This window comes from Enterobacter cloacae complex sp. ECNIH7 (assembly GCF_002208095.1).
In the GTDB taxonomy this organism is placed as follows: Bacteria; Pseudomonadota; Gammaproteobacteria; order Enterobacterales; family Enterobacteriaceae; genus Enterobacter; species Enterobacter cloacae_M.
In genome coordinates this window covers 3,784,150-3,807,887 of record NZ_CP017990.1, presented here as the reverse complement: position 1 = coordinate 3,807,887, position 23,738 = coordinate 3,784,150, and the positions used below count along the sequence as shown (strand labels likewise).

Sequence of the window (23,738 nt, the reverse complement as noted above, 5' to 3'; positions counted from 1 at the left end):
GTATCATTATTGAGAGCCCAATGGCAGCGGAGAAACCCAAGATGATGAATTGTCCAAAGTGTGGGCACTCAGCGCACACTAGGAGCAGCTTTCAGGTCACTGATAGCACAAAAGAACGTTACTGCCAGTGTCAGAATATCAATTGCGGTAGCACCTTTGTCACTCATGAAACAGTAGTGCGGTTTATCGTTACGCCAGCCATAGTAAATAACGCTCCTCCTCATCCAGCAGCAGGCGGACAAGGGCACATGAATTTTTGAAGAGTCTTTATCGCCATTTGGCTTACAAATGGAGTGTCATTAGAACTGAGTAGCGTTTTCGATGATATTGGCTTTATAGGCTTTCTCTTGTTCAAAAGTCATAGAGCCACTTTTCTTACACTCATTCCCGCCAGCATCAATTTTGTAACCTTGATCGCGTGTGACGTTCAGAAGCGTGACCCTTTTTATTGTCTCCGGCTTCCATTTATTCATGAAATAGTCATTACATATCCAGTCAAACATGGCGGTAGCCATATTCTGCGTCACTTTTGAACGGTCATATCTGACAGTGAGTTCACCATTTTTAAGACTATGCTCACGAGCATTTGTGCCAGCAATGACATTCTCAATCGAAACCGGAATCTTGTCTGCATAGGAGCTGGCGCTGGTAAGAAGTAATAAGGCAATTAGAGATTTTTTCACGTCGGTAGTCTCTTTAATGGATAAATGTCTGTCGCCATTTTGCCGCCACTACTAAATAAAAAGGGGCTACGTTTTCACGTAACCCCTTGTTTTGTTTGGTGGAGCTGGCGGGAGTTGAACCCGCGTCCGAAATTTCTACATCCTCGGTACTACATGCTTAGTTTGTCTTTACATTCGCACGCCAGCTGCGGACAGACACGCCACTAACGAACTAGCCTGATTAGTTTTAACGCTTCAACCCCAGGCAGGGCTTCCACGCGATCTCTTTTGGGTTTGACCTCTCTTTGATCCCCGTCTTAAGAGCGGAAGCTAGGGAGAGAGGGCTCAGAGCAGGTTATTAAGCTGCTAAAGCGTAGTTTTCGTCGTTTGCGACTATTTTTTTGCGGCTTTTAACGAGGCAAACCGCCCCTCGGCATGCACCTTGGGTTTCGCAAATCCCGTCGAATCCAGAATCAGCCCCAATAGTGTTGAACTAAGTATACCAGATTTCACTTCCTGGATACCAGCCCGGAACGCTAACTTATTGAATAGTACAATAAGTGTGCAGAATCAACGTCCTGCGTTTTTCATAATGCGCGCTTTATCAAGCTGCCACTCGCGCTCTTTCAGGTCAGTACGTTTGTCGTGCTGTTTTTTACCTTTCGCGACGCCAACTTTCACTTTGCACCATGCGTTTTTCCAGTACAGCGACAGGGCTACCACGGTGAAACCTTCACGGTTGATGCGTCCGTAGAGGGATTCCAGCTCACGCTTGTTCAGCAGAAGCTTGCGGGTGCGCGTTGGGTCACACACGTAGTGTGAGGAGGCGACGGTAAGCGGCGTAAAGTTCGCGCCGAACAGGAAGGCTTCGCCATCTTTCAGGATCACGTAGCTATCGCCGATGTTGGCTTTCCCGGCGCGCAGCGATTTTACTTCCCAGCCCTGCAACGCAAGGCCAGCTTCGAATTCTTCTTCAATGAAATACTCGTGGCGAGCACGCTTGTTGAGCGCAATGGTCGCCGAGCCTGGTTTATGTGCTTTTTTCTTCGTCATAAGTGTCGTAAAGCCGTCGGTAATCTGATTTCAAAAAGTCACCTCATTGCGTCCTGTGAGGTCTAACGCGCTATCTTAGCACGAGATGAGGCTTAGCGTTTTTTTAACAGGTGATAAATGTTATTATTTGTCCGTTGTGTGACCATGGGAAATGCTATGCCTCAGATTAGCCGTACTGCGCTCGTGCCTTACAGCGCGGAACAAATGTATCAGTTAGTGAACGATGTTCAGTCCTATCCAGAATTTATTCCGGGATGCACCGGGAGCCGCGTTCTGGAGTCCGGCCCGACGCAGATGACCGCGGCGGTGGATGTCTCCAAAGCGGGGATCAGCAAGACGTTCACCACCCGTAATACGCTGACCAGCAATCAGAGTATTTTGATGCATCTGGTGGATGGTCCGTTTAAAACCCTGATGGGGGGCTGGAAGTTTACGCCGCTGAGCGCTGACGCCTGTCGCATCGAGTTCCAGCTGGACTTTGAATTTACCAATAAGCTGATTGAGCTGGCGTTTGGCCGCATCTTTAAAGAGCTGGCGTCCAATATGGTTCAGGCGTTCACCACCCGCGCCAAAGAGGTTTACAGTGTCGCATAAGATTGCTGTAGAAGTGGTCTACGCGCTGCCGGAGAAGCAGTATCTGCAGCGCGTGACGCTGGAAGAGGGGGCAACCGTTGAGGCGGCTATCCGCGCGTCCGGCATCCTCGAACTTCGCAGCGATATTGACCTGGCGAAAAATAAGGTCGGGATTTATAGCCGTCCGGTGAAGCTGGGTGATGTGCTGAAAGAGGGCGACCGGGTGGAGATTTATCGTCCGCTGATTGCCGACCCGAAAGAGCTGCGTCGTCAGCGTGCGGAGAAAACGGCTAAGTAGCGTGTTTTCCCCTCACCCTGACCCTCTCCCCACAGGGGCGAGGGGATAAAAGAAAAACAAAAAAGGTGCTCAATGAGCACCTTTTTGCATTTCTGACTTCTGATTACTTAGTCAGGGCAGGCTTGTTGTCGATGTTGGTCAACACACCGGCGCTGCTGAAGGTCAGCGTCAGGGTCTGTTGGGTCGCATCTTCGTGGCCCGGCTTCTGACGGAATACATAGAACCAGGTGTTAGTGCCGAACGGATCGGACATCATCGGGGTTCCCAGTGTATAAGCGACCTGCTGTTGTGTCATCCCCACACGGATTTTGGACACATCGTTAGGGGTAAGGTAGTTCCCCTGGTTGATGTCAGGACGGTAAACCACTTTCTCCAGAGTGGAACAGCCTGCGGTCAACATCAGAAGAACCGCTGCGGCAGCGGTCAGCATTTTACAACGCATAGTGATTTGATTCCTTTTAGGGCCCGAGCAGAACGCGGCTCATATGTAATATGCCGATGATAATAGACCTTGCCCCACTTTGAAACCGGTCTGGCGGCGTTTTTGTTGTTCTGTATGACCCTGAGATCCCGAAAAAGTTTATGCTGCCAGCAGTTCTTTCGCGTTTGCGAGCGTATTACGGGTGACTTCGCTGCCGCCGAGCAGGCGAGCCAGCTCCTGCAGACGCGCACGTTTATCCAGCGGCTTCATGTGCGTTTCGGTCATTTCACCGTCGGTTTCTTTGTTGACGATAAAGTGATGATGACCACAGCCCGCGACCTGCGGCAGGTGGGTGACACACATCACCTGCGTTGATTCGCCTAGCTGGCGCAGCAGTTTACCCACCACCGCCGCCGTTGGGCCGCTGATGCCGACATCCACTTCATCGAAAATCAGCGCCGGGGTTTCCATTTTACGCGCGGTAATCACCTGAATCGCCAGTGCAATACGCGACAGTTCACCGCCGGATGCCACTTTGGAGATCGCCTGCAGTGGCTGCCCCGGGTTGGTAGTGACGCGGAACTCGATGCGGTCCGCACCTTCTGCCGTCAGGTGGTTCTCTTCAAAGCGAACATCGATGGTGAAGATACCGTGCGGCATCGCCAGCGTGTGCATGCTGTCGGTGATGTGCTGGCTTAGCTCCTGAGCGTAATGCTGACGGATTTCATGCAGCTTTTGCGCTGTCGCCAGCGCCTGTTCATGGTGCAGGTTCACCGCGAGAGAGAGGGTCTCCTGCGAGTCAGCCTGATCGTCAAGCTGCTGCTGTTCTTCCAGCAGAGACTGATAGAATCCTGGCAGCTCTTCCGGCGTGACGTGGTGCTTGCGCGCCAGTGAAATTTGACGGGAGATACGCTGCTCCAGCTCAAACAGACGGTTCGGATCGAGATCCAGACGTTCACAGTAGTGGCGCAGTTCGTCACTGGCTTCGGAGATCTGAATCGCCGCTTCTTCCAGCATATCCAGGACGCCAGAAAGCTTGCTGTCCATGCCGACCAGTTCGGTAATGAGCTGGCGGACGTTATACAGCTGGCTCTGCAGGTTCACGTCTTCGCCATCCGCCAGCAGGTTGAGCGCATTCTGGCTGGTTGAGAGCAGGTGGCCGCTGTTCGCCAGACGTTTGTACTCTTCGTCTATTTGCTCAAACTCACCCGGCTGCGGGTTGAATTCGTTCAGCTCTTTAAGCTGGTACGCCAGCAGCTCCGCACGTGCGGCGCGCTCCTGGCTTTGCTGCTGGTGCTGGGCAAGTTCACGGCAGCTCTGATGCCACTGGCGATAGTGTTCCGCCATAAGCTGAGTAAGCGCGTACTCACCCGCGTAGCCATCGAGCAGCGCTTTCTGCTGTTCAGGTTTGACGAGTTGCTGATGCGCGTGCTGACCGTGGATCTGGATAAGCAGCTGGCCGAGTTCGCGAAGCTGGGAGAGCGGGACCGCCGTGCCGTTGATAAAGCCACGTGAACGACCGTCGCTGCTGATCACGCGGCGAAGTAAACACTCACGTCCATCTTCAAGCTGGTTTTGCTCCAGCCAGCGCTGGGCTGCAGGGGTGTCTTTCAGGGAGAAGCGGGCGCACAGATCGGCACGGTTTGCGCCCATGCGCACCATGTCGCCCTCTGCGCGGCCGCCAAGGCACAAGCCGAGGGCATCAATGGCAATGGATTTACCTGCACCGGTTTCCCCGGTGATCGCCGTCATGCCGCTGTGGAAATCGATCTCAAGCTCACGAACAATGGCAAAGTTGCTGATGGTCAGTTGTGCCAGCATAATTGTTTTCCTGTATGAAAAACCATAACTGTGTTTCCATACAGTATAAACTGGTTTTTTATACAGTAAAGTACTGGATGCAAAATCAGAACAATTTTTTTGACCAGCCAAGCTTCGAGCTTAATGTGTTGAAATAGCTGTAATCTTTCGGGTGAATCAGATTAAGGTGGTAATCACACCGACGAATGAGAACATCTTCACCTTCCTGGATCGGCAGCGCTATCTGGCTGTCGCAGCTGATCTCCAGGTCATTACGGCGGTGCGAGAAGCGCAGACGTATCGTGCTGTCGCCGTTGATAACCAGCGGGCGGGCGGAGAGCGTGTGCGGGAACATCGGCACCAGGGTAATGGCATCCAGCGAGGGCGTCAGGATCGGGCCACCGGCAGAAAGCGAGTAGGCGGTTGAGCCGGTCGGAGTGGAGATAATCAGCCCGTCGGAACGCTGGGAGAAGGCAAAGATTTCGTCGATATAAACTTCGAATTCAATCATGTGCGCCACTTTTCCGGGGTGAAGAACTACCTCGTTAATCGCGGTGCTGATGCGCTTCTGGCAGTCCTGCTGGCACACCTGCGCTTCCAGTAAAAAGCGTTTTTCGCTGATATAGTGCCCTTCCAGCACGTCGGCCAGCTGCTGCTGCGCATTGTCCGGGTCGAGATCGGTTAAAAAGCCGAGATTGCCACGGTTGATGCCGATGACCTTAATGTCATAACGCGCCAGCGTGCGGGCCGCGCCGAGCATGTTGCCGTCGCCGCCCACCACCACGGCGAGATCGGCCTGTTGGCCAATTTCCGCCAGCGTGCCGGTTTTGACGCTCTTCAGCTGCAGCTCCTGCGCAATCTGCTGCTCGACCATCACTTCATAGCCTTTGCTACACAACCAGCGATACAACATTTCATGTGTCGTTAGTGCGGTAGGGTGACGCGGATGCCCGACTATCCCAATACACCTGAAATGATTATTCATTTTCTGGAGGTCCTTGTGCCTGATGAATGATGACAATCTGTCTTGTTCCCTTGAATCCCGGAAACTGATCCCCATAATAAGCGAAGTTAGCGAGATGAATGCAGAAAAACGCGGAGAAATTCATGAGTAGTAAAGAACAGAAAACGCCTGAGGGGCAAGCCCCTGAAGAAATTATCACGGAACAGCATGATGAAGTTGAGGCTGTAGAGCCAGACGCATCTGCTGAGCAGGTGGACCCGCGCGATGAAAAAATTGCGAATCTGGAAGCCCAACTGGTAGAAGCACAGAATCGCGAACGCGATGGTGTTCTGCGCATCAAGGCGGAAATGGAAAACCTGCGTCGCCGTACCGAGCAGGACGTTGAGAAGGCGCATAAATTTGCGCTGGAGAAATTCGTCAACGAACTGCTGCCGGTAATTGATAGCCTCGATCGCGCGCTGGAAGTGGCTGACAAAGCGAATCCGGACAACGCGGCGATGATCGAAGGTATCGAGCTGACGCTGAAATCCATGCTCGACGTGGTGCGTAAGTTTGGCGTGGAAGTGATTGCCGACACCGACGTACCGCTGGATCCAAACGTTCACCAGGCGATTGCGATGGTGGAGTCCGAAGAGGTGGAAGCCGGTAAGGTGCTGGGCGTGATGCAGAAAGGTTACACCCTGAACGGGCGTACCATTCGCGCGGCGATGGTGACCGTGGCGAAAGCGAAAGCGTAATTCGCTATCCGTAGTGCCGGGTGGCGGCGTTCGCCTCACCCGGCCTACAGCCTTACTCCGCGATGCTTTCGCGCAGGGGTTTAACGGGCAGGACTTTCACCTGCTTAATCATATTGTCCTGCACGTCCAGGATATCAATATCGTACTGCTCAATGCGCACCCGCGTGCCCGCCGCCGGGATCTCTTCCAGCGCTTCCAGAATCATCCCGTTAATGGTCCGAGCCTCATCTTCCGGCAAATGCCAGTTAAAGGCTTTGTTGAGTTCACGAATGTTCGCGCTACCGTCAATCAGCACCGAGCCGTCGTTTTGCGGGGTGACCTCTTCCGCGAGGGAAGGCGACATTGACGTGGTAAAGTCCCCGACAATCTCTTCCAGAATATCTTCGACCGTCACCAGTCCCTGAATGTCGCCGTACTCATTGACCACCAGGCCGACCTTCTTCTTGTTGCGCTGGAATTTCACCAGCTGCGTGCTGAGCGGGGTTCCTTCCGGCACGTAGTAAATCTCGTCGGCGGCGCGCAGCATCACTTCTTTGGTGAACTCTTTTTTCTCGGTCATCAGACGGTAGGCTTCGCGCACGCGCAGCATGCTGATGGCGTCATCCAGCGAGTCGCGGTAAAGCACAATACGCCCGTGCGGGGAGTGCGTCAGCTGGCGGACGATGGCTTTCCAGTCGTCATTGATGTCGATACCGACGATTTCGTTACGCGGCACCATGATATCGTTCACGCTCACCTTTTCCAGATCCAGCACCGACAGGAGCATGTCCTGATTGCGGCGGGAGATCTGCGAGCGGGATTCATTCACGATGGTGCGAAGCTCCTCTTTGCTGAGCGCGCTGCTGATGGTGACATCGGCTTTGATTCCCACCATGCGCATCAGGACGCGCGTCACCATGTTCAGAAGCCAGACCAGCGGCATCATCAGGATCTGCAGCGGTGCCAGCAGGAAGCTGCTCGGGTAAGCGACCTTCTCCGGGTAAAGCGCGGCGATGGTTTTCGGCAGCACTTCGGCAAACACCAGCACCACGAACGTCAGCACGCCGGTGGCAATTGCCACCCCGGCGTTGCCGTACAGGCGCATCCCGACGATAGTGCCGAGGGCTGAGGCAAGAATGTTGACAAGGTTGTTGCCGATGAGCACCAGGCTTATCAGGCGATCCGGCTTGCGGAGCAGTTTTTCAACGCGACGTGCGGCACGGTTACCCTGTTTAGCACGATGACGTAACCGGTAGCGGTTTAAGGTCATCATGCCGGTTTCCGAGCCGGAGAAATAGGCGGAGATGACCACCATGACGATCAGGATAACGATCAGCGTGGTGGTAGAGATGTGTTCCAGGGGGAACTCCTTTTGTTACTTAGCCAGCAAATTGCTGTATGAAGCGGCTGCCAAAATAGGCAAGGGTGAGAATGCCCGCACCCGCGACGTTGAACCAGACCACGCGACGACCGCGCCAGCCTTCATGATAATGGCCCCATAACAGGACAATATAGACAAACCACGCGATGATAGAGAGCACCGCTTTATCGATATTCTCCACGCTGAACAGGTTCTTCATGTAAAACAGGCCCGTGCAGAGCGTGAGCGTCAGCAGCACCACGCCCACCTGGGTGATATGGAACATCTTACGCTCAATGACCATCAGCGGCGGCATCTCATGATTAAACGCCAGCTTTTTGTTTTTCAGCTGGTAGTCAATCCAGGCGAGCTGCATGGCGTAAAGCGCGGCGATGATCAGCGTCGCGTAGGCAAAGAGCGACAGGCCGATATGGACCAGCATCCCCGGGGTGGCCTCCAGATGCGTAATGAATTCATTAGGCATAAAGGTGGCGAGGGCCAGATTGATCAGCGCGAAGGTATAGACAATCGGCAGCAGCAGCCAGCCGCGATTTTTAGACGCGACGATGGTCATTACCGTACAGATCATCAGGCTGACCAGCGAGCCGACGTTGAGGACGCTCAGGTTTTGCACGCTGCCGTCGCCGGGAATGATGCGTGATTCCAGCGCAAACGCGTGGCTAATCAGTGCGATTACCGCGGAAAGAATAGCCATGCGCCGCCAGCCGCTGTTTTTTTGCAGCAGGCCGGGAACGATCAGCGCGAGGCTGACAGAGTAGGCAACAAGGGCGATCAGTGCGAAAACAGGCATATAGGCATCGACAGTTGTCTTAATAAGAAAGAGAAGCAGTATAACGTTACGTGACGCCTGCTCCAACCGTTGCATAACAACAAAGGCGCCTTCATGTTATACTCCGGCAAAATTCTGTGTATGTGTCGCCCATGGCGGCCCAACGTTTCTACTCAGGCGAGAGACAATGTTTGATAATTTAACCGATCGTTTGTCGCGCACGCTGCGCAACATCAGCGGCCGCGGACGCCTTACTGAAGAGAACATCAAGGAAACGCTGCGCGAAGTGCGCATGGCGCTGCTGGAAGCAGACGTCGCGTTGCCGGTTGTTCGTGATTTTATCAACCGCGTAAAAGAGAAGGCGGTTGGTCATGAAGTTAACAAGAGCCTGACCCCGGGTCAGGAGTTCGTCAAAATCGTTCGTAATGAACTGGTTTCGGCGATGGGCGAAGAGAACCAGGTGCTTAACCTGGCGGCTCAGCCGCCGGCCGTGGTGCTGATGGCGGGCCTGCAGGGTGCAGGTAAAACGACCAGCGTCGGTAAGCTGGGTAAATTCCTGCGTGAAAAGCACAAGAAGAAAGTGCTGGTGGTCTCTGCGGACGTCTATCGCCCGGCGGCGATCAAACAGCTGGAAACTCTGGCCGAGCAGGTCGGGGTAGATTTCTTCCCGTCCGACGTGGCGCAGAAGCCTGTCGACATCGTTAACGCGGCGCTGAAAGAAGCGAAGCTGAAATTCTACGACGTGCTGCTGGTGGATACCGCCGGTCGTCTGCACGTTGACGAAGCGATGATGGACGAGATCAAGCAGGTGCATGCCTCTATCAACCCGGTAGAGACCCTGTTCGTTGTCGACGCCATGACCGGTCAGGATGCGGCGAATACCGCGAAAGCGTTTAACGAAGCGCTGCCGTTAACCGGCGTGGTGCTGACCAAAGTGGACGGTGACGCCCGCGGCGGTGCGGCGCTCTCGATTCGTCACATCACCGGTAAGCCGATTAAATTCCTCGGAGTGGGCGAGAAAACTGAATCGCTCGAGCCGTTCCACCCGGATCGTATTGCCTCCCGTATCCTCGGTATGGGCGACGTGCTGTCGCTGATCGAAGATATCGAGAGCAAGGTTGACCGCGCGCAGGCCGAGAAGCTGGCCAGCAAGCTGAAAAAAGGCGACGGTTTCGATCTCACCGATTTCCTTGAGCAGCTGCGTCAGATGAAAAATATGGGCGGCATGGCCAGCCTGATGGGCAAACTGCCGGGCATGGGCCAGATCCCTGACAACGTAAAAGCGCAGATGGATGACAAGGTGCTGGTGCGTATGGAGGCGATCATCAACTCGATGACCCTCAAAGAGCGCGCTAACCCGGACATCATCAAAGGTTCCCGTAAACGCCGTATCGCAGCCGGTTGCGGCATGCAGGTGCAGGACGTTAACCGCCTTCTGAAACAGTTCGACGACATGCAGCGCATGATGAAGAAAATGAAGAAAGGCGGCATGGCGAAGATGATGCGCGGCATGAAAGGCATGATGCCACCCGGTTTTCCAGGGCGTTAATCGCTTTTGAGATTGCTTTTTGCCCGAAAATGAGTAAAATTTTCGGGCTTTTAATATGACACCCGGGCTCCGTTCCTCGATGGGGCCCGGTTGTTTTATTCACACAAGAGGATGTTATGGTAACTATTCGTTTAGCTCGTCACGGCGCTAAAAAGCGTCCGTTCTACCAGGTTGTTGTAACTGACAGCCGTAATGCACGCAACGGTCGCTTCATCGAGCGCGTTGGTTTCTTCAACCCACTGGCCGCTGGCGCAGAAGAAGAAACTCGTCTGGATCTGGATCGTATCGCTCACTGGGTTGGCCAGGGCGCTACTGTTTCCGATCGCGTTGCTACGCTGATCAAAGCAGCAAACAAAGCAGCTTAATCTGTCACGGTGGTCATGATGAGCAATAAAGCACCTGTTGAACCGATCGTATTGGGAAAAATGGGTTCTTGCTACGGTATCCGTGGTTGGCTCAGAGTGTTTTCCTCCACTGAAGACGCTGATAGCATTTTTGATTACCAGCCCTGGTTTATCCAGAAAGGCGGTAAGTGGGAAGAGGTCGAGCTGGAAAGCTGGCGTCACCACAATCAGGACATCATCATCAAGCTGAAAGGCGTTGACGATCGTGATGCTGCGAATGCACTGACTAATTGTGAAATTGTCGTGGATTCGTCGCAGTTGCCACAGCTGGAAGAGGGCGACTACTACTGGAAAGACCTTATGGGTTGCCAGGTAGTCACTACCGAAGGCTACAGCCTGGGGAAAGTCATCGATATGATGGAAACCGGGTCAAATGACGTTCTCGTCATTAAGGCAAACCTGAAAGATGCATTTGGCATCAAGGAGCGGTTGGTTCCGTTCCTCGATGGACAGGTTATCAAGAAAGTCGATCTCACTACTCAAACCATTGAAGTAGATTGGGATCCTGGTTTTTAAATTCTCCGGATAAACGGTAAAAGACGGCGCTATGTGGATTGGCATAATTAGCCTGTTTCCTGAAATGTTCCGCGCGATTACCGATTACGGGGTAACTGGCCGGGCAGTAAAGAATGGCCTGCTGAGCATCCAGAGCTGGAGTCCTCGTGACTTTACTCATGACCGGCACCGTACCGTGGACGATCGTCCTTACGGCGGCGGACCGGGGATGCTAATGATGGTGCAACCCTTACGGGACGCCATTCACACAGCAAAAGCCGCGGCAGGTGAAGGCGCAAAGGTGATTTATCTTTCACCTCAGGGACGCAAGCTTGATCAAGCGGGCGTGAGCGAACTGGCGACGAATCAAAAGCTGATTCTGGTCTGTGGGCGCTACGAAGGGATAGATGAGCGCGTAATTCAAACCGAGATTGACGAAGAATGGTCTATCGGGGATTACGTTCTCAGCGGTGGTGAGTTACCCGCAATGACGCTGATTGACTCCGTCGCCCGGTTCATTCCGGGGGTTCTGGGCCATGAAGCTTCGGCAACGGAAGATTCCTTTGCCGATGGGTTGCTTGACTGTCCACACTATACTCGTCCTGAAGTGTTAGGAGGGATGGAAGTACCGGCGGTGTTACTGTCTGGAAACCATGCCGAGATACGTCGCTGGCGTTTGAAGCAGTCGCTGGGCCGAACCTGGCTTAGAAGACCTGAACTTCTGGAAAACCTGGCTCTGACTGAAGAGCAAGCAAAGTTGTTGGCCGAGTTCAAAACAGAACACGCGCACCAGCAGCATGAACATGATGGGAATGCGTAATACGCTCCCGAATATCAGTTTACCCAGGATAAGAGATTAAATTATGAGCAACATTATTAAGCAACTTGAACAAGAGCAGATGAAGCAGGACGTACCTTCCTTCCGTCCAGGTGACACCGTGGAAGTGAAAGTATGGGTTGTTGAAGGTTCCAAAAAACGTCTGCAGGCATTCGAGGGCGTGGTTATCGCTATTCGTAACCGCGGTCTGCACTCTGCATTCACTGTTCGTAAAATTTCCAACGGCGAAGGCGTTGAGCGTGTCTTCCAGACTCACTCTCCGGTAGTTGACAGCATTGCTGTTAAACGTCGTGGTGCTGTACGTAAAGCTAAACTGTACTACCTGCGTGAGCGTACTGGTAAGTCTGCTCGTATTAAAGAGCGTCTGAACTAATAACGCGCTTTCGCAACATCCGAAAGCTTGTAGAAAACAAGGGGTTAGCGTAACGCTGACCCCTTTTTTATTGGCGATGGCGGCAAATTGGCGACGGAGTTTTACTTGATGGCGGCAGAAGTAAAAAAACCTGCCGAAGCAGGTTTAAAGCCAAAGTTGCTGTTGCTGGTTTCTTACAGGGTGGGGCGGTGCAGGCTCAACAGCTCCCGGTTTCATGATGAATCTCGATAGCGTCTCAAAAGTTATAAACGTACAGCCACAATTAATGTTTTGGCACTGATGATAACGCTCTTTCGTTTCGGTACTAAGGTATCTGCTAGTGCGAGCATGAGCGGCGTTCTGGCATAACGGGCAATGCATCATAATTTTTCCCCTGCTGGCGTGTCTGAGGGAATAATATACTTTCAATTTGCATTTGCAAGTTAAGGTTTGCTTTTTTACTGCTCGCTTTCCTCCGAGCTGTATTCCACGTCAGAAAGCTTAACCTCAAGCTCTAAGCCCGTCGTGAAGCCGCTATTACTCAGATTGTGAGTTACCTTACTGATTAGCCAAGATTGCTCGTCTATGACGCGCTTAAAGCCTGATACGCGCACCGGCGTCTCAGGGAACAAGTCAGCTCGACCGAGAGCCAGCGTAATTGAAAACTCCGCAACGCCTCGCTGCAGCTTATCCCACTTAGCCTGAGCGGCGCGCATCGCCTGCGCCTTAGAGGCGTAGACCGTCGTCAGCGCCAGCACGTTATCGGCCTCACCGGCCATATACTCACCCTCGCGCGCCTCCGGCTCTTTTTTGGCCTTTGTCTTTTTGCTAACCGGCTTTGCTTTCGGGTGCTCCAGTGCGCGCAAGTGCTTCTCTTTTGGCTTACGTTTCAGTGTTACTTTCTGCTTTTGCGGCTTCGGGTCTTTAGTGTGCAACCATTTTGCCGTTACGCCGGTATAAGCCCCACGGTCGGCAATGGCAAACTGGTGACGGTCGCCATCGCTGCGGGTCAGCGTCATCTGTGGGACAGGTTTACCGCTGGCCGTCATCGCACTACCGGCTTTCAGAAACAGGAGTTTCCCCGCTTTCACTGACACCGTCGCCCCGTTGCGGTCAGCCAGACGGGTCAGAAATACGGCGTCGGACTCCTGCGACTGGTCGATATGCGGTACCGGTATTTTTTTCAGTGAATCCGCGACGCTGGCCGTCAGTTTATTGCGCTTTGCAATGGTGCTGACCAGCTCACCGAGGGTAGTGTCGTGCCATGACTCTTCACGCCGCGAATTGAGCGTTCCGCGAAAGTCTGCACTACGCGCCCGGATGGTCAGGGTATCAGGCGCGCCCCGATGCTCAATCTCATCGACCGTGAAATCGCCCTTATTCAGAAGCGCCGAACCCTGCCAGCCAAGCCACAGCGTCAGCACCGCCCCGCGCAGGGGTAACTCGACTTTGCCGTCGGTGTCGTCGAGCTCAATGTCGAGCTGGTCAGCCTCAAAACCCCTGTTGTCGGTCATGGTGAGAGAAATCAGCCGGTCACTAAAATTGCTGGTAATGTCCTGGCTGTTCAGCGTCAGCATAAATGCCGGTGCAAGGCTGGTACCGGCGTCAATTGTCATGCCCGTAATCATGCGGTCAACCCTCCGAGCGCACCCTGCAGCTTATCAGTCAAATTACCGGCAGAGCCGAGAAGCTCGCTGGCCTGCTTATTCAGGTCGCCAAACATTGCCGTCAGTGATTCGTCGACCCGTTTCAGCGAAAGGGTGAAATCAATCTTTCTGGCCGCGCCGTCGCTGAAAAACTCAGTATGCGTGGTCGACACCGTCTCGACGATATACATCCCGAAGATATTGCCGGTTCCCTCAATCAGCGGCCAAGCTCTGCCCTCGTCGGCCATCAGTTCGACAGCCAGCAGAGATATACGACCGCCAGTAATGGCAGGATAAAGCGTACCGGCAAGCTGGATCGCGTTTTCCCCCTCGCCGAGAAACTGATACGCAGGAGGTTTGCCGACCCGGTCATTAGACGCCCAGCGGTAATTCTTCGAGTGCTGCATCGACTGATAAGGCAGGGTGCGACGTTCAAACACAAACATTCCAAGAGCAAGCATCATCATCAGCCTCCTTAATCGTGCATCATGCTAGCGCGGGCTTTGGCTCGCTTGTCGCGTTCATATTTTTCTAACGCATCCTGCAATTGGTTACCCAATTGACCACCCGGCGCGCCACCACCCGGCAGGTTGATTTGATAGGTCGGGCTGCTCTGGTCAATATAGGTACGACCGGCGGGAGCCGTGACAGGCTGATAAGCCTGATACCCACCAAGCGAGCTGGTTGTCGGAATATACCCCCCACCCTGACCAACCGGCGGCGCTTTTGCCGTTTCCGTATCAATACTGCTCGATTCCTTTTTAACAAGGCCGAGCTTTTCGAGAATTACATCGAGACCACCACGCAGTTTATTGAAAATATTCAGAGGCAACATCAGCGCATCGGCCAGTGCCTGACCAAATATGACGCCGATATTTTTGCAGCTATCGAGCGTCTCCTGCGTGGCCTTGACCGGTGCAATCAGGTCTTTAAACCACTGCCAGACGCCGCGCAGCTTCTCACCGAGTCCGTCAAAGATGGGAGCCAGTGGAGCGAACATTTCTCCGACCGGCGCAAAGGCGCTCATGATGCCCTCAATCACCCCCGAGAAAAATGCGCTGATGGGCTCCCAATATTTGCGGATGAGTAGCGCCCCGGCCACAATCGCCGCACCAACAGCCACAATCGGCCAGGTTATCGCACCGAGCGCTGTCACAATGGCACTACCAGCAACAGTAAAGACCGTACCCAGCACGCCAGCAGCGGCAATAATGGCGTTAATCCCCATGACAACCGGCCACGCAACGAGACCAATGCCGCCGATGATACCAATCAGAGCAAGTGCGCCACCGGCGATGATGCCGATAGTTTCCGCTAATTCCTTGTTATCCTTGATCCAGTTGTCGAGTTTTAACACATACTGCGTGGCGGTTTGGGTGAGCTTGCGCAGTGAGCTATCTTGCTGGTCGTATAGGTCGGTACCGACAGCCTCATAAGCAGACTGGAACTCTTTGAAGTCGCCGCCGAGGTTGTCCTGCATAACCTTGACCAGTTCCTCGGTTTTTCCGTCGGATGCCTTTATCGTAGCGGTGAGCTTATCGAGCTTTCCGCTTGCCGCTGCGGCCATCAGCACACTTGCAGACTTCATGGCCTCCTCGCCGAATATGGTTTTCACATATTCAGCTTTCTGACCAGTTCCGAGCTTGTTGCGCTCAAAACTGGCCTGCATTTCTTTCAGGATGGTAAATAACGGGCGCGTATTGCCTTTGCTGTCCGAGGTTTTAACACCCAACTCTTTGAGGGCATCGTATGCTTTGCCTGTTGGTGCCTGTAGTCTCGTTATTACAGCCGCGCCGCCCGTCCCAGCCATTGACCCCCTGATGTTATTATCATGAAGTGTGCCGGTAATCGCCGCCGCTTGTTCAAGACTCACTCCGGCATTTTTCGCAACAGGGGCAAGGTAACTTAATGAGTCACTTAGTCCCTGAAAATCAGCGGTGGTTTTGTTCATCGTGGTTGAAAGAACATCACCAATATGTGCAGCCGCGTCATTAGAAAGCTGAAAGGCGGCTTTTGTCCCCATCAACAGTTGCGCGTTTTCCTCCATTGTTTTTCTGTTCGCAAGTGACAGGTTGAGAGTCACAGGCGTCATGGCCGCTATAGCTTCATCATCACCACCACCTTTTGCGATAATAATCTGCGCACTGGCTGCATCATCGGCAGAGGCGGCAGTATTGTCGCCGAGCTGGCGCGCCTGTTTGCGTAGCGCCTCCATTTCTGGCGACTGCTTATCGACCCCGAGCACGGCCTGCAGCTCAGAGTTTTTCTGCGCAAAGTCATAACCTGGCATCAGTAATTTAACCCCGGCCATCGTTCCCGCTGTCGCGATACCGACCCCGGCAGCACCTGCAGCGGCCATGTTACCGGCAAGCTCCTTGCCTGATTTATATCGCTCTTTCACCCGGCCTAATTTAGCCTGCTGTGCATTGACGCGCGCCAGTGCCTCGCGCTGGCGGTTAAGCTGCGCCGTTGTCTCGCTGATGGAGGTTTTGAGCCGACGCTCATCGGCAGACAGGGTGCGGGTGTTAATACCGGCCTGCATCAGCTCGGAGCGCTGGCGCTGTACCGACGTTCTCAGGCTGTTGTATTTCGTCTGCAGCTCAGAGGCGGCACGCTTTGCCGCTTCGAGTGCCTGCGCCTGCGCCCGGGTCGGACTGGTGGTATTTTTAAATTGCACGGCCAGCTCACCGGCTTCTCGTTTCGCCTTATCAAGTGCCTGACTGGTCACGGCCAGTTGTGCGCTTGCCTTACGAAAGCCGTCGATTTTTGATGCCTGACCGTTCAGGTCACGCAGCCCTTTTTGTGTGTTGCGAATATCGCCCGACAGGCTTTTACTCGCGGTCTGGATGGATTTAAGCGGTCGGGTCGCCTGGTCGACCGCTTTCAGCAATACCTCAAGCCTCAGGTTATTACTCATTGTGGTTTCCGCTACGCTGCAGCGCCTTTTCGCGCCATGTGATGAGCTCGGTCAGGCTCAGGGAATAGAGCTCTGATGGCGGCCAGTGGAATATCACTGCAATATCCGCCATCAGGTCATCGGTCGACAGGTCGGGCGGGAAATCTATTCCGCCGAAGCCGGTGACAAAAAACCAATCACCTTAGCGGCCAGCGACAGCATATCGGGCAGGTTCATCGCGGTTAACTCCTGCGTGGTGAGCGCGGGATAGGTCATGCGAGGCAAAACTTTAATCAGCGCATCGACTTCGGACTGCGCCACCGCCGCCAGACTGACGCCGCGCAGGGTACCGGCATTCGGCTCAATCAGGGTGACTTTATCAATCGTCTGACCGGCGCGCTTAATCGGCTTATCGAGGGTCACGACGTTCGGGTTTACGGTGTCAATTTCATTGCCAGCCGTATCAACAAATTCAGCGGTTTTACGTGGTGCTTTTGCCATGATGTTTTTCTCTGCTCTGAAAGGGGATTAATAACCGGCCAGCAGTGCTGACCGGTCAGGGAGTTACAGCCCGATTGCGCGGCGGTGCTGTTCCAGACGGTCGACGCCGTTCACCTTCTCGACCATATTGACGGTGTCGATTTCGATGACGTCGCTACCATCAATCGTGAGGCGGTAATAGGTGCAGACGGTCGACAGTTTGGTCGAGGTGTTTTCACCCTGCTTATTTTCGCCGCCGTCGATTTCTTTATGACGGCCACGCATGACCACCTCAACCGCCACTATTTCGCCGGTGTCGTCGCGCTGGTAGGATCCAGCAAAACGCAGCGGTACGGCGTCAGCACCCGGCGCGGCATACTGCGCCCACAGCGCCACATCAGGCAGGCCACCGACAGACCATTCGACAGTGAGCGCATCATCGTCGAGACCGAGGTCAATCGCCGCCGCACCATTCATACCGCCGCCGCGATAGTTTTCGAGCTTGCGGGTCAGCTTCGGCAGCGTCACGGACTCAACAACGCCCATGTAGCTCAGACCGTCGTTGAACATATTCAGATATTTGAGTTTGCGGGGTAGTGCCATGTTATTTCAGGCTCCTTAGCTGTTGACCGATTCGGCCAGATTCACCAGATATTTATCGGTGATGCGCTGGCGCAAGGTCAGGCTTTCCAGTGGTGGAACCGGCGTATAGTCGTAGTCGATATACAGTTTCCCGGCCTTGAGGGTTTCCTTATCGTTCGATTCCTCGTCGAACCAGCATTCACCGTCCACGATGTAGCCATTTGATTTCAGCTCGCGGAATTTGGCGTTAATACCGTCGACAATGTCACGGATAAGCGATGCGGTGATGGGTTTGTCGACCGCCCACATGTGCGCCTCGGCCATCGTGTCGGCCAGCACCTGCGCGGTGCGGGTGTAGTTCTCAAACAGGAAAAGCGGGTCATCAGAGCAGGTGCGGTTACCCCAAAAGCGGAAACCATCCTTGCGCACCAGCGTCGTGACCCCGGCCTCGTTGAGCAGGTCAGCATCGGTGCCGGATGCCTGCAAATCCCAAAATACTGAGGCGCTGATGCCGGTGACACCCTGCACGCCGACGTTAGACAGGGTTTTGTGCCAGCCGACGGTCTGGTCGATGTAGGCGCGCAGACCGAGTGCGCGCGCAGTGGCGTAGGCCGTTGCGGTGGCATTCGCGGTGGTGTCCCATGCGAGGAAATCAGGCCAGATGACCATCAGCTCACGCTGGCTGAAGTTATCGCGGTATTTGATGGCGTCTGAAATGGTCTTACAACCCCATGCGCTGACATAACCAAACGCGCGCAGACTGATACAAACCGACGCGAGGGCAGTTGCGACTTCCTGCGTATCGAGACCCGGCACGCCGAGAATGCGCGGCTTAACGCCGGTAACCGCTTCGGCAGTCAACAGCGCCTTGATACCGGTGTATTTACCGTTCTCATCCGTGCCGCCGATGATGTTAGAAATGGTCTGCGCTTCGGCGTCTTCTCCGGTACCTTCGGCAACACGCACGACAACGGTGACGGGTTTTGACTGGTCGGCGATGGCCTGCAGGGAGGCAGACAGCGTGCCTTTTTTACCGGCTTTCGCAATGGCGCTCTGCACATTGGTAATCAGTACCGGCTCGTTGAGGGGAAATGTCGCGGCATCCGCATCGCTGGCCGTGCAGACCATGCCGACGATTGCAGTCGCGACCGTAGAAATAACACGCGTGCCGTCATTGATTTCGATGACCTGCGTGCCGTGGTGAAAATCACTCATCCGGTTAACTCCGTGGTTAGTGGGCGAGTGTTATTGTCCTGGCTGGTCTGGTGAGGGGCTATTTGTCGGCGATGGATAGCCGATGGCACATAAACAAATTAAAAAAAGACGGGCATCAGCCCGCCCTGCGTTACTCCGGTTTAACCGGCCACTCGATATCCGGTGCTGTTGAGGTATCAACTGCGTTCAGCGCCTGAATGTATTTCATCCACGCAATCAGACTGGCCTTGTCATCGTCGCTGATGATGCCGAGCTGCAGTTCGGTTTGCCACAGACTGATTGTGCTTTGCGCCCCGGCAAGAAATGCGGATTTTTTCCGTTCTGCCTCCCGAACCTGACCACTTTTCTGCGCGTTTTCATCTGTGACCCACTCGCTACCGTTCCACTTATCATATGGCGTTGAAGGTGCAATAGTGGTCACGTCGTCAGCATACTCACCCGGAGAGGTAATATACACAGGCTGACCGGTTGCCGTGTCATAAACCGTTTCGCCCCGATGGTCTGCGACATACTCCCACCCGTCAAGGCTGGCTGTGCGACACACGGCAAAGCCGTCTTTTGCTTCGACTGGTGCATCGGTGCAGGAGTTAGCAGGAATACCCACCCCCACGGCCAGAAACTCGACTGATGACGTAAGATATTCACGCGTCATGCCATTGTAGTTATAGATGGTAATATCACCAGCCTTTGAGGCAATTCCGTTTTTGTTCAGTGTTGCTTTCGCCATTATGCAGCCCTCACGATGTAGTTAAATGCGATGTTGCGTGGTCGTGTCTCTGAGCTCCCAGCATTTTCAATTGCCTGAATCTGCCCGCCGTCTGGCTGGTTAATACTGTACGTCAGCGTCCCGTTTAAGCTGCCATCAATACCAATGACATTTCCGCTACCTGCGCTACCTGCGCTCATGAGCAATCTGTGCGAGTGGCTTTGATAGGCGTGGCTCTGACTGCTTAACAGTGCCCGACCTACATCAATCCCCCGGCTATCATCCCATCCACGAATAAACTCGCCTCGCATATCCGGTAGCACACCGGATGGATAGGTAACACCCAGCTTGCTGTATTTATTCTTATCAAATGGCGCACCATTTACTTTCAGAAATACCATATTTTTCATGTCGTCAAACACGTCACTCGGCATTTGAGCAAGCGGCCACGCAAAAGGGGAGCCAATCACCGGCGCACCACTCCCCACCCCAAGATAAGCAGCGACACTGGCGGCATCACTTTTACCCAGCATGGCACGCATGAACTCACTGAGCGAGGTCACTGCTGCCTGCTTTTCACCCGTAAAATAGGGCATGGTATTTTGCTGCGTTACCAGTTCCGCGATAGCTGTCAGTACATCGTTAAGGGGCTGCTTTCCATTCAGCAAAGTGTCAAGCCCGAGGTTTTTTCGTGCTTGCTCTGCCGTTGTTGCTCCTGTTCCTCCTGCATTAACCTGAAGTGCGATGACCTGACCGTTATTGACGACCCTTGCACCCCATTCCCCGTCTTCTCGAATGACCAGACATTTTTTCATGTCCGGTGTATAGAGTACGGTCTGATTTGGACTCGTAGGATTAACGATATTGAAAAGCCCGATATTCTGTAAAAACTTCTGTTTGTCTGGAATATCTGCGCCGTTCTCACGCTTAGCCAACATGCCAACAACCAGCGAATCAACGTACTCACGCGTTGCCAGTACGACCGACGGGTCAATTTTAAGGGTGATGGACGCCGCGCTCGATACAATCAGAATCATGCGAATGGTCTGCGTGCGGCCGCTTCCCTCCTGTAGTTGTGGCTTATATGTCTCCGGGCAGTTCGCCACGGCAATAAGTACACCTGCATCGTCATATAGACCAATTTCACGGATCCAGAATCCCCCCTCATTCTCAGGAATAATCTGTTCCGCGATGATCTGGTTGGTATTGGCCGGGTCAACGGTCAACAGGTTCAGCGGCGCGATGCGCTTCTGGTTAATGAGCTTCGTCTGCGCCGGGTCAGGGGTCGGCAGCGTACCATTTGCATCACCGACGGCCATCTGCGTCAGGTTGAGTTTGGTACCGAGTGCCGCCGCGTTCGCCAGCCGCGCCGCGCCCTGATTGGTCAGAATGGCAAAATATTTTGCGGTCATGCGTTCACTCTCAGGTTATCAATCAAATGGATGGCCGAGGCCGGGTAATATTCACCGCCGACGATAATTTCCTCGGGGGTGTAGGGGTAAACGGTCAGCGCGTCGCCGTCGTAGCATCCCGCTCCGACATACAGCTCACCGGTTGTACTCAGGCTTATAGCAAGCCCTGTCAGGTGACGACTTGCCGGTTTGGCGTCTTCAATCAGGCGCTCAAGCTCCTGATACATTTCGTCAGTGATACCGCTATCGAGTACGCCGACAACGAGGCGGAATGTTCCTGGCTCTTCGTCGAGCTGCCACCACTCGCGTACCTCAATCAGAAAGCCGAGCGGCTCAACCACTCGACGCAATGCGCTGATGGTGCCTTTGTGCTGATGGACGAAAAATGAGGATGCGCAGACGCTGCGCTTTGTCGCCTCCGTCCACTTCTCATCCCACCTGTCAACCGACAGCGCCCACGCCAGATAAGGCAGCAGGTTTACCGGGCAGGTGCGCCAGTTCCACAGGGTGCGCAACGGTACCGGTACGCGCTGAATCTCAGAGAGTGCGGCAGCGGCGGCAACTTCCAGCGGCGACGAGCCAACGGGTAACAGCCGGTCACTCATCCGAGCCTCCGATAGTTATCTGGTACTCGGTGCAGTTCGACGCCTGCGACTTACTCAGCACAATGTCGGCCTGCGGTGATGCCAGCTCGACACGCTGCACCCCCTCAACATGCAGCGCCGCGTAAATGGCTGACAGACGGATATCACGCCCGAGGCGGTGCTGCGCGCTGATGTAGCTCTGCAGCTTCTGCTCTGATGCCAGCCTGATGGGCTCAGATTCGGGGCCGGGGTAAACGTAGAGCGTCGCGTCAATCTGGTACGGCACAATCTCGGCTGACTGGACGGTCACCCGGTCTGCCACCGGGCGCACATCTTCGGCATTCAGCGCTTTATCAACAATCGCCAGTAAATCAGGGCTGGCGGTGCCGTCACCCTCTCGGGATAACACCGTAATCGTCACGCAGGCTGGCGACGGGCTTGCGACCGAAACGTCAGCGACCCGCCCGTCGGCGCTGCGACCGTGATACTCGTATGCGCCGACCGGCCCCGCCACGCTCAAGCCCTCAAACGCCTGTTGCGTGCGCAGACGCAGGTCAGTATCGGATTCCATAACGGCAGGTGTCGGCGGGATGGTGGTGTCATCCGCCGGGGTGATGGTCAGGCGTTCGGTATTGTTGTTCCCGGCCACGACGTCGAGGTCGTTACCGGCGGAGTAGGCCAGCGTCACCGCCTGCGCGGCTTCGTTCACCCGCTGACGCCAGATAACTTCACGGTAGGCGTTTTCCTGCAGCAGCTTAACAATCGGCTCTGACTCAAGTGTGAGCGTCCGGGCAATGGCCTCCTGCTGGTCTTCGGGATAGAGCGAAATCAGCGTCGCAATGCGTTCCGCAAGGATAGTTTCATAGTCCAGTTCCTCAACCACATCGGGAACGGGTAACTGACTCAGGTCAACGGTTGCCATAGTGATTTAACTCAGTGAAACAGTGGTTGAAACTGACGCACCGGTATCGGTGCGCATCCCGGTAATATCGACATACATCTCGCCAGCGTCACCAGTCTCAAAGCTGATGGATGTAAGCCTGATGCGCGGCTCCCACTTCTGGATAGCCGAATAGCACGCCACCATAATTTGCAGCCTGAGCGCCGGGTTTTGCGGCATATCAATAAGCGCTGAAAGAAGCGAGCCATATTCACGACGCATCACCCGCGAGCCTACCGGCGTCAGCAGAATGTCGCGCATGCTCTGGCTGATGTGTTCAGTGTCGCTGATACCGAGGCCGGTATTTCGGTTCATACCCTGATAACGCACTGTCATTGAATCCCCTTCGTCCAGCTTCCGCCGCTCTGCACATTGCCGTGGTCATGGTCATCAACCTGCACACCGTTAGAGGTTAATTTCCCGCCAGAATGCTCGATGTTGCCGCTCATCTTGCCGCCTTTCTTCACCTCAAGCGTCGCCGTCGTCAGCTTATTGGTGCAAATCACCTCCGGGGTGTCGAGGGTGATACTGGTCGAGGCTTTCACCAGTACCAGCGGTACGGTTGCAGTGATGGACTCCGATGCCGTCACGTCGGCAGTTTTGATACCGCTGACCGTCAGCGCGCCGGTCTCGGGCTCGTACTCAATGACCGCACCATCAGGGAAAGCCACATGCCACGCATCCGCCGAGGCAGACGGGGCGGGGTTATCGTCGGAGAAAATACCCGGCAGCACGAAAGCGGTATCAAGCTCGCCACCGATTGCCAGCAGCAGAACCTGCTCACCGACCGAGGGAGCCCACCACGTCCGCGAACGACCGGCGCGGGTGGTCAGCCAGTTCAGCCATGTAGTCTGGATCCCGCCGCTTTGTACGCGGCACAGCCCCTGCACGGTATCAACCTCAGTCACCACACCTGAGCGGATGAGGTTGCGAATCGCACGCGCGAGCTCCTGTATCGTGGATAACGTATTCATAGTGCAAGGATGCCTCTGGTCTGGAACC

General features: G+C 54.4%; 30 protein-coding genes and 1 other RNA gene. 9 read left to right on the top strand and 22 right to left on the bottom strand.

All coding sequences use genetic code 11. The features are described 5' to 3' along the window. The first annotated feature begins 41 nt into the window (after positions 1-41). A complete protein-coding gene (locus tag WM95_RS18765; RefSeq protein WP_031618119.1) occupies positions 42-260 on the top strand; it encodes an ogr/Delta-like zinc finger family protein in 219 nt (72 codons plus the stop codon). A 39-nt stretch (positions 261-299) separates the two neighbouring features. Here the strand turns inward: WM95_RS18765 and WM95_RS18760 are convergent, their stop codons facing one another. From WM95_RS18760 to smpB, 3 genes are all read right to left on the bottom strand, one after another. Next, positions 300-683, bottom strand: coding sequence for a hypothetical protein (locus tag WM95_RS18760; RefSeq protein WP_052946276.1), 384 nt, complete (start codon positions 681-683; stop codon positions 300-302). Between the two features lie 96 nt (positions 684-779). Next, positions 780-1,143: a transfer-messenger RNA gene (gene ssrA, locus WM95_RS18755) on the bottom strand. An 89-nt stretch (positions 1,144-1,232) separates the two neighbouring features. Next, the gene (gene smpB, locus WM95_RS18750) at positions 1,233-1,715 is read right to left on the bottom strand and encodes an SsrA-binding protein SmpB (protein WP_008502505.1); all 483 of its coding nucleotides are present in this window, start codon (positions 1,713-1,715) and stop codon (positions 1,233-1,235) included. Positions 1,716-1,871: 156 nt separating this feature from the next. On the opposite strand from smpB, the gene WM95_RS18745 reads away from it, so the two are divergent. Next, positions 1,872-2,309 carry a type II toxin-antitoxin system RatA family toxin gene (locus WM95_RS18745; RefSeq protein WP_024908332.1) on the top strand — a complete coding sequence of 146 codons (438 nt, stop codon included), beginning with the start codon at positions 1,872-1,874 and terminating at the stop codon, positions 2,307-2,309. Then, entirely contained in the window at positions 2,299-2,586 is a 288-nt protein-coding gene (locus tag WM95_RS18740) for an RnfH family protein (protein WP_063408343.1), read from the top strand. The genes WM95_RS18745 and WM95_RS18740 overlap by 11 nt, the downstream gene beginning before the upstream one ends. A 103-nt stretch (positions 2,587-2,689) precedes the next feature. On the opposite strand, the gene bamE is transcribed toward WM95_RS18740, so the two are convergent. The 3 genes from bamE to nadK form a co-directional block, all read right to left on the bottom strand. Beyond that, complete coding sequence (bamE, locus tag WM95_RS18735; RefSeq protein WP_023308883.1) at positions 2,690-3,028, bottom strand: outer membrane protein assembly factor BamE; 339 nt, start codon at positions 3,026-3,028, stop codon at positions 2,690-2,692. 138 nt (positions 3,029-3,166) lie between these two features. After that, positions 3,167-4,828, bottom strand: a complete 1,662-nt coding sequence (recN, locus tag WM95_RS18725) for a DNA repair protein RecN (protein ID WP_063408342.1) — start codon at positions 4,826-4,828, stop codon at positions 3,167-3,169. Positions 4,829-4,913: 85 nt separating this feature from the next. Further along, complete coding sequence (nadK, locus tag WM95_RS18720) at positions 4,914-5,792, bottom strand: NAD(+) kinase (RefSeq protein WP_008502500.1); 879 nt, start codon at positions 5,790-5,792, stop codon at positions 4,914-4,916. Between the two features lie 122 nt (positions 5,793-5,914). Here nadK and grpE point away from each other — a divergent pair, with 122 nt between their 5' ends. Further along, entirely contained in the window at positions 5,915-6,508 is a 594-nt protein-coding gene (gene grpE, locus WM95_RS18715; RefSeq protein ID WP_023308880.1) for a nucleotide exchange factor GrpE, read from the top strand. A gap of 52 nt (positions 6,509-6,560) precedes the next feature. Here the strand turns inward: grpE and WM95_RS18710 are convergent, their stop codons facing one another. Both WM95_RS18710 and WM95_RS18705 read right to left on the bottom strand, forming a co-directional pair. Continuing rightward, the gene (locus WM95_RS18710) at positions 6,561-7,847 is read right to left on the bottom strand and encodes an HlyC/CorC family transporter (RefSeq protein ID WP_025759264.1); all 1,287 of its coding nucleotides are present in this window, start codon (positions 7,845-7,847) and stop codon (positions 6,561-6,563) included. A 19-nt stretch (positions 7,848-7,866) separates the two neighbouring features. Next, positions 7,867-8,658: a cytochrome C assembly family protein gene (locus WM95_RS18705; RefSeq protein ID WP_014884879.1), complete on the bottom strand. Its 792-nt coding sequence runs from the start codon at positions 8,656-8,658 to the stop codon at positions 7,867-7,869. A gap of 166 nt (positions 8,659-8,824) precedes the next feature. On the opposite strand from WM95_RS18705, the gene ffh reads away from it, so the two are divergent. The 5 genes from ffh to rplS all read left to right on the top strand — a co-directional run bounded on the left by ffh (position 8,825) and on the right by rplS (position 12,296). Continuing rightward, the gene (ffh, locus tag WM95_RS18700) at positions 8,825-10,186 is read left to right on the top strand and encodes a signal recognition particle protein (protein ID WP_063408340.1); all 1,362 of its coding nucleotides are present in this window, start codon (positions 8,825-8,827) and stop codon (positions 10,184-10,186) included. A 116-nt stretch (positions 10,187-10,302) separates the two neighbouring features. Next, a complete protein-coding gene (gene rpsP, locus WM95_RS18695; RefSeq protein WP_003863133.1) occupies positions 10,303-10,551 on the top strand; it encodes a 30S ribosomal protein S16 in 249 nt (82 codons plus the stop codon). Positions 10,552-10,566: 15 nt separating this feature from the next. Next, positions 10,567-11,106, top strand: coding sequence for a ribosome maturation factor RimM (rimM, locus tag WM95_RS18690; RefSeq protein ID WP_029741020.1), 540 nt, complete (start codon positions 10,567-10,569; stop codon positions 11,104-11,106). Positions 11,107-11,137: 31 nt separating this feature from the next. Further along, a complete protein-coding gene (gene trmD, locus WM95_RS18685) occupies positions 11,138-11,905 on the top strand; it encodes a tRNA (guanosine(37)-N1)-methyltransferase TrmD (protein WP_063408339.1) in 768 nt (255 codons plus the stop codon). A 43-nt stretch (positions 11,906-11,948) separates the two neighbouring features. Beyond that, positions 11,949-12,296: a 50S ribosomal protein L19 gene (rplS, locus tag WM95_RS18680; RefSeq protein ID WP_002914145.1), complete on the top strand. Its 348-nt coding sequence runs from the start codon at positions 11,949-11,951 to the stop codon at positions 12,294-12,296. Positions 12,297-12,440: 144 nt separating this feature from the next. Here rplS and WM95_RS18675 read toward each other — a convergent pair whose 3' ends face one another. The 14 genes from WM95_RS18675 to WM95_RS18610 form a co-directional block, all read right to left on the bottom strand. Beyond that, positions 12,441-12,659, bottom strand: coding sequence for a DNA-binding transcriptional regulator (locus tag WM95_RS18675; protein ID WP_072056585.1), 219 nt, complete (start codon positions 12,657-12,659; stop codon positions 12,441-12,443). A 74-nt stretch (positions 12,660-12,733) separates the two neighbouring features. Continuing rightward, positions 12,734-13,903 (bottom strand): phage late control D family protein, encoded by a 1,170-nt coding sequence (locus WM95_RS18670; protein ID WP_088544941.1) that lies wholly within the window; start codon positions 13,901-13,903, stop codon positions 12,734-12,736. After that, entirely contained in the window at positions 13,900-14,385 is a 486-nt protein-coding gene (locus WM95_RS18665; protein WP_000978868.1) for a phage tail protein, read from the bottom strand. The genes WM95_RS18670 and WM95_RS18665 overlap by 4 nt, the downstream gene beginning before the upstream one ends. 11 nt (positions 14,386-14,396) lie before the next feature. After that, on the bottom strand, positions 14,397-16,838 hold the full coding sequence (locus tag WM95_RS18660; protein WP_088544940.1) for a phage tail tape measure protein: 2,442 nt from the start codon (positions 16,836-16,838) through the stop codon (positions 14,397-14,399). Continuing rightward, positions 16,831-16,950 carry a GpE family phage tail protein gene (locus WM95_RS18655; protein WP_000763323.1) on the bottom strand — a complete coding sequence of 40 codons (120 nt, stop codon included), beginning with the start codon at positions 16,948-16,950 and terminating at the stop codon, positions 16,831-16,833. The genes WM95_RS18660 and WM95_RS18655 overlap by 8 nt, the downstream gene beginning before the upstream one ends. Positions 16,951-16,982: 32 nt before the next feature. Further along, on the bottom strand, positions 16,983-17,318 hold the full coding sequence (locus WM95_RS18650; protein WP_001029731.1) for a phage tail assembly protein: 336 nt from the start codon (positions 17,316-17,318) through the stop codon (positions 16,983-16,985). Between the two features lie 63 nt (positions 17,319-17,381). After that, positions 17,382-17,900, bottom strand: a complete 519-nt coding sequence (locus tag WM95_RS18645) for a phage major tail tube protein (protein WP_001207675.1) — start codon at positions 17,898-17,900, stop codon at positions 17,382-17,384. Positions 17,901-17,915: 15 nt separating this feature from the next. Next, positions 17,916-19,094: a phage tail sheath protein gene (locus WM95_RS18640; protein WP_088544939.1), complete on the bottom strand. Its 1,179-nt coding sequence runs from the start codon at positions 19,092-19,094 to the stop codon at positions 17,916-17,918. Between the two features lie 130 nt (positions 19,095-19,224). Continuing rightward, a complete protein-coding gene (locus tag WM95_RS18635) occupies positions 19,225-19,821 on the bottom strand; it encodes a tail fiber assembly protein (RefSeq protein WP_088544938.1) in 597 nt (198 codons plus the stop codon). After that, positions 19,821-21,212: a phage tail-collar fiber domain-containing protein gene (locus WM95_RS18630; protein ID WP_088544937.1), complete on the bottom strand. Its 1,392-nt coding sequence runs from the start codon at positions 21,210-21,212 to the stop codon at positions 19,821-19,823. The genes WM95_RS18635 and WM95_RS18630 overlap by 1 nt, the downstream gene beginning before the upstream one ends. Then, on the bottom strand, positions 21,209-21,817 hold the full coding sequence (locus tag WM95_RS18625; RefSeq protein ID WP_046092422.1) for a phage tail protein I: 609 nt from the start codon (positions 21,815-21,817) through the stop codon (positions 21,209-21,211). The genes WM95_RS18630 and WM95_RS18625 overlap by 4 nt, the downstream gene beginning before the upstream one ends. Continuing rightward, complete coding sequence (locus WM95_RS18620; protein WP_088544936.1) at positions 21,810-22,718, bottom strand: baseplate assembly protein; 909 nt, start codon at positions 22,716-22,718, stop codon at positions 21,810-21,812. The genes WM95_RS18625 and WM95_RS18620 overlap by 8 nt, the downstream gene beginning before the upstream one ends. A gap of 6 nt (positions 22,719-22,724) precedes the next feature. Further along, complete coding sequence (locus WM95_RS18615) at positions 22,725-23,072, bottom strand: GPW/gp25 family protein (RefSeq protein ID WP_046092420.1); 348 nt, start codon at positions 23,070-23,072, stop codon at positions 22,725-22,727. Continuing rightward, on the bottom strand, positions 23,069-23,710 hold the full coding sequence (locus WM95_RS18610; RefSeq protein ID WP_088544935.1) for a phage baseplate assembly protein V: 642 nt from the start codon (positions 23,708-23,710) through the stop codon (positions 23,069-23,071). The genes WM95_RS18615 and WM95_RS18610 overlap by 4 nt, the downstream gene beginning before the upstream one ends. Positions 23,711-23,738: the final 28 nt, after the last annotated feature.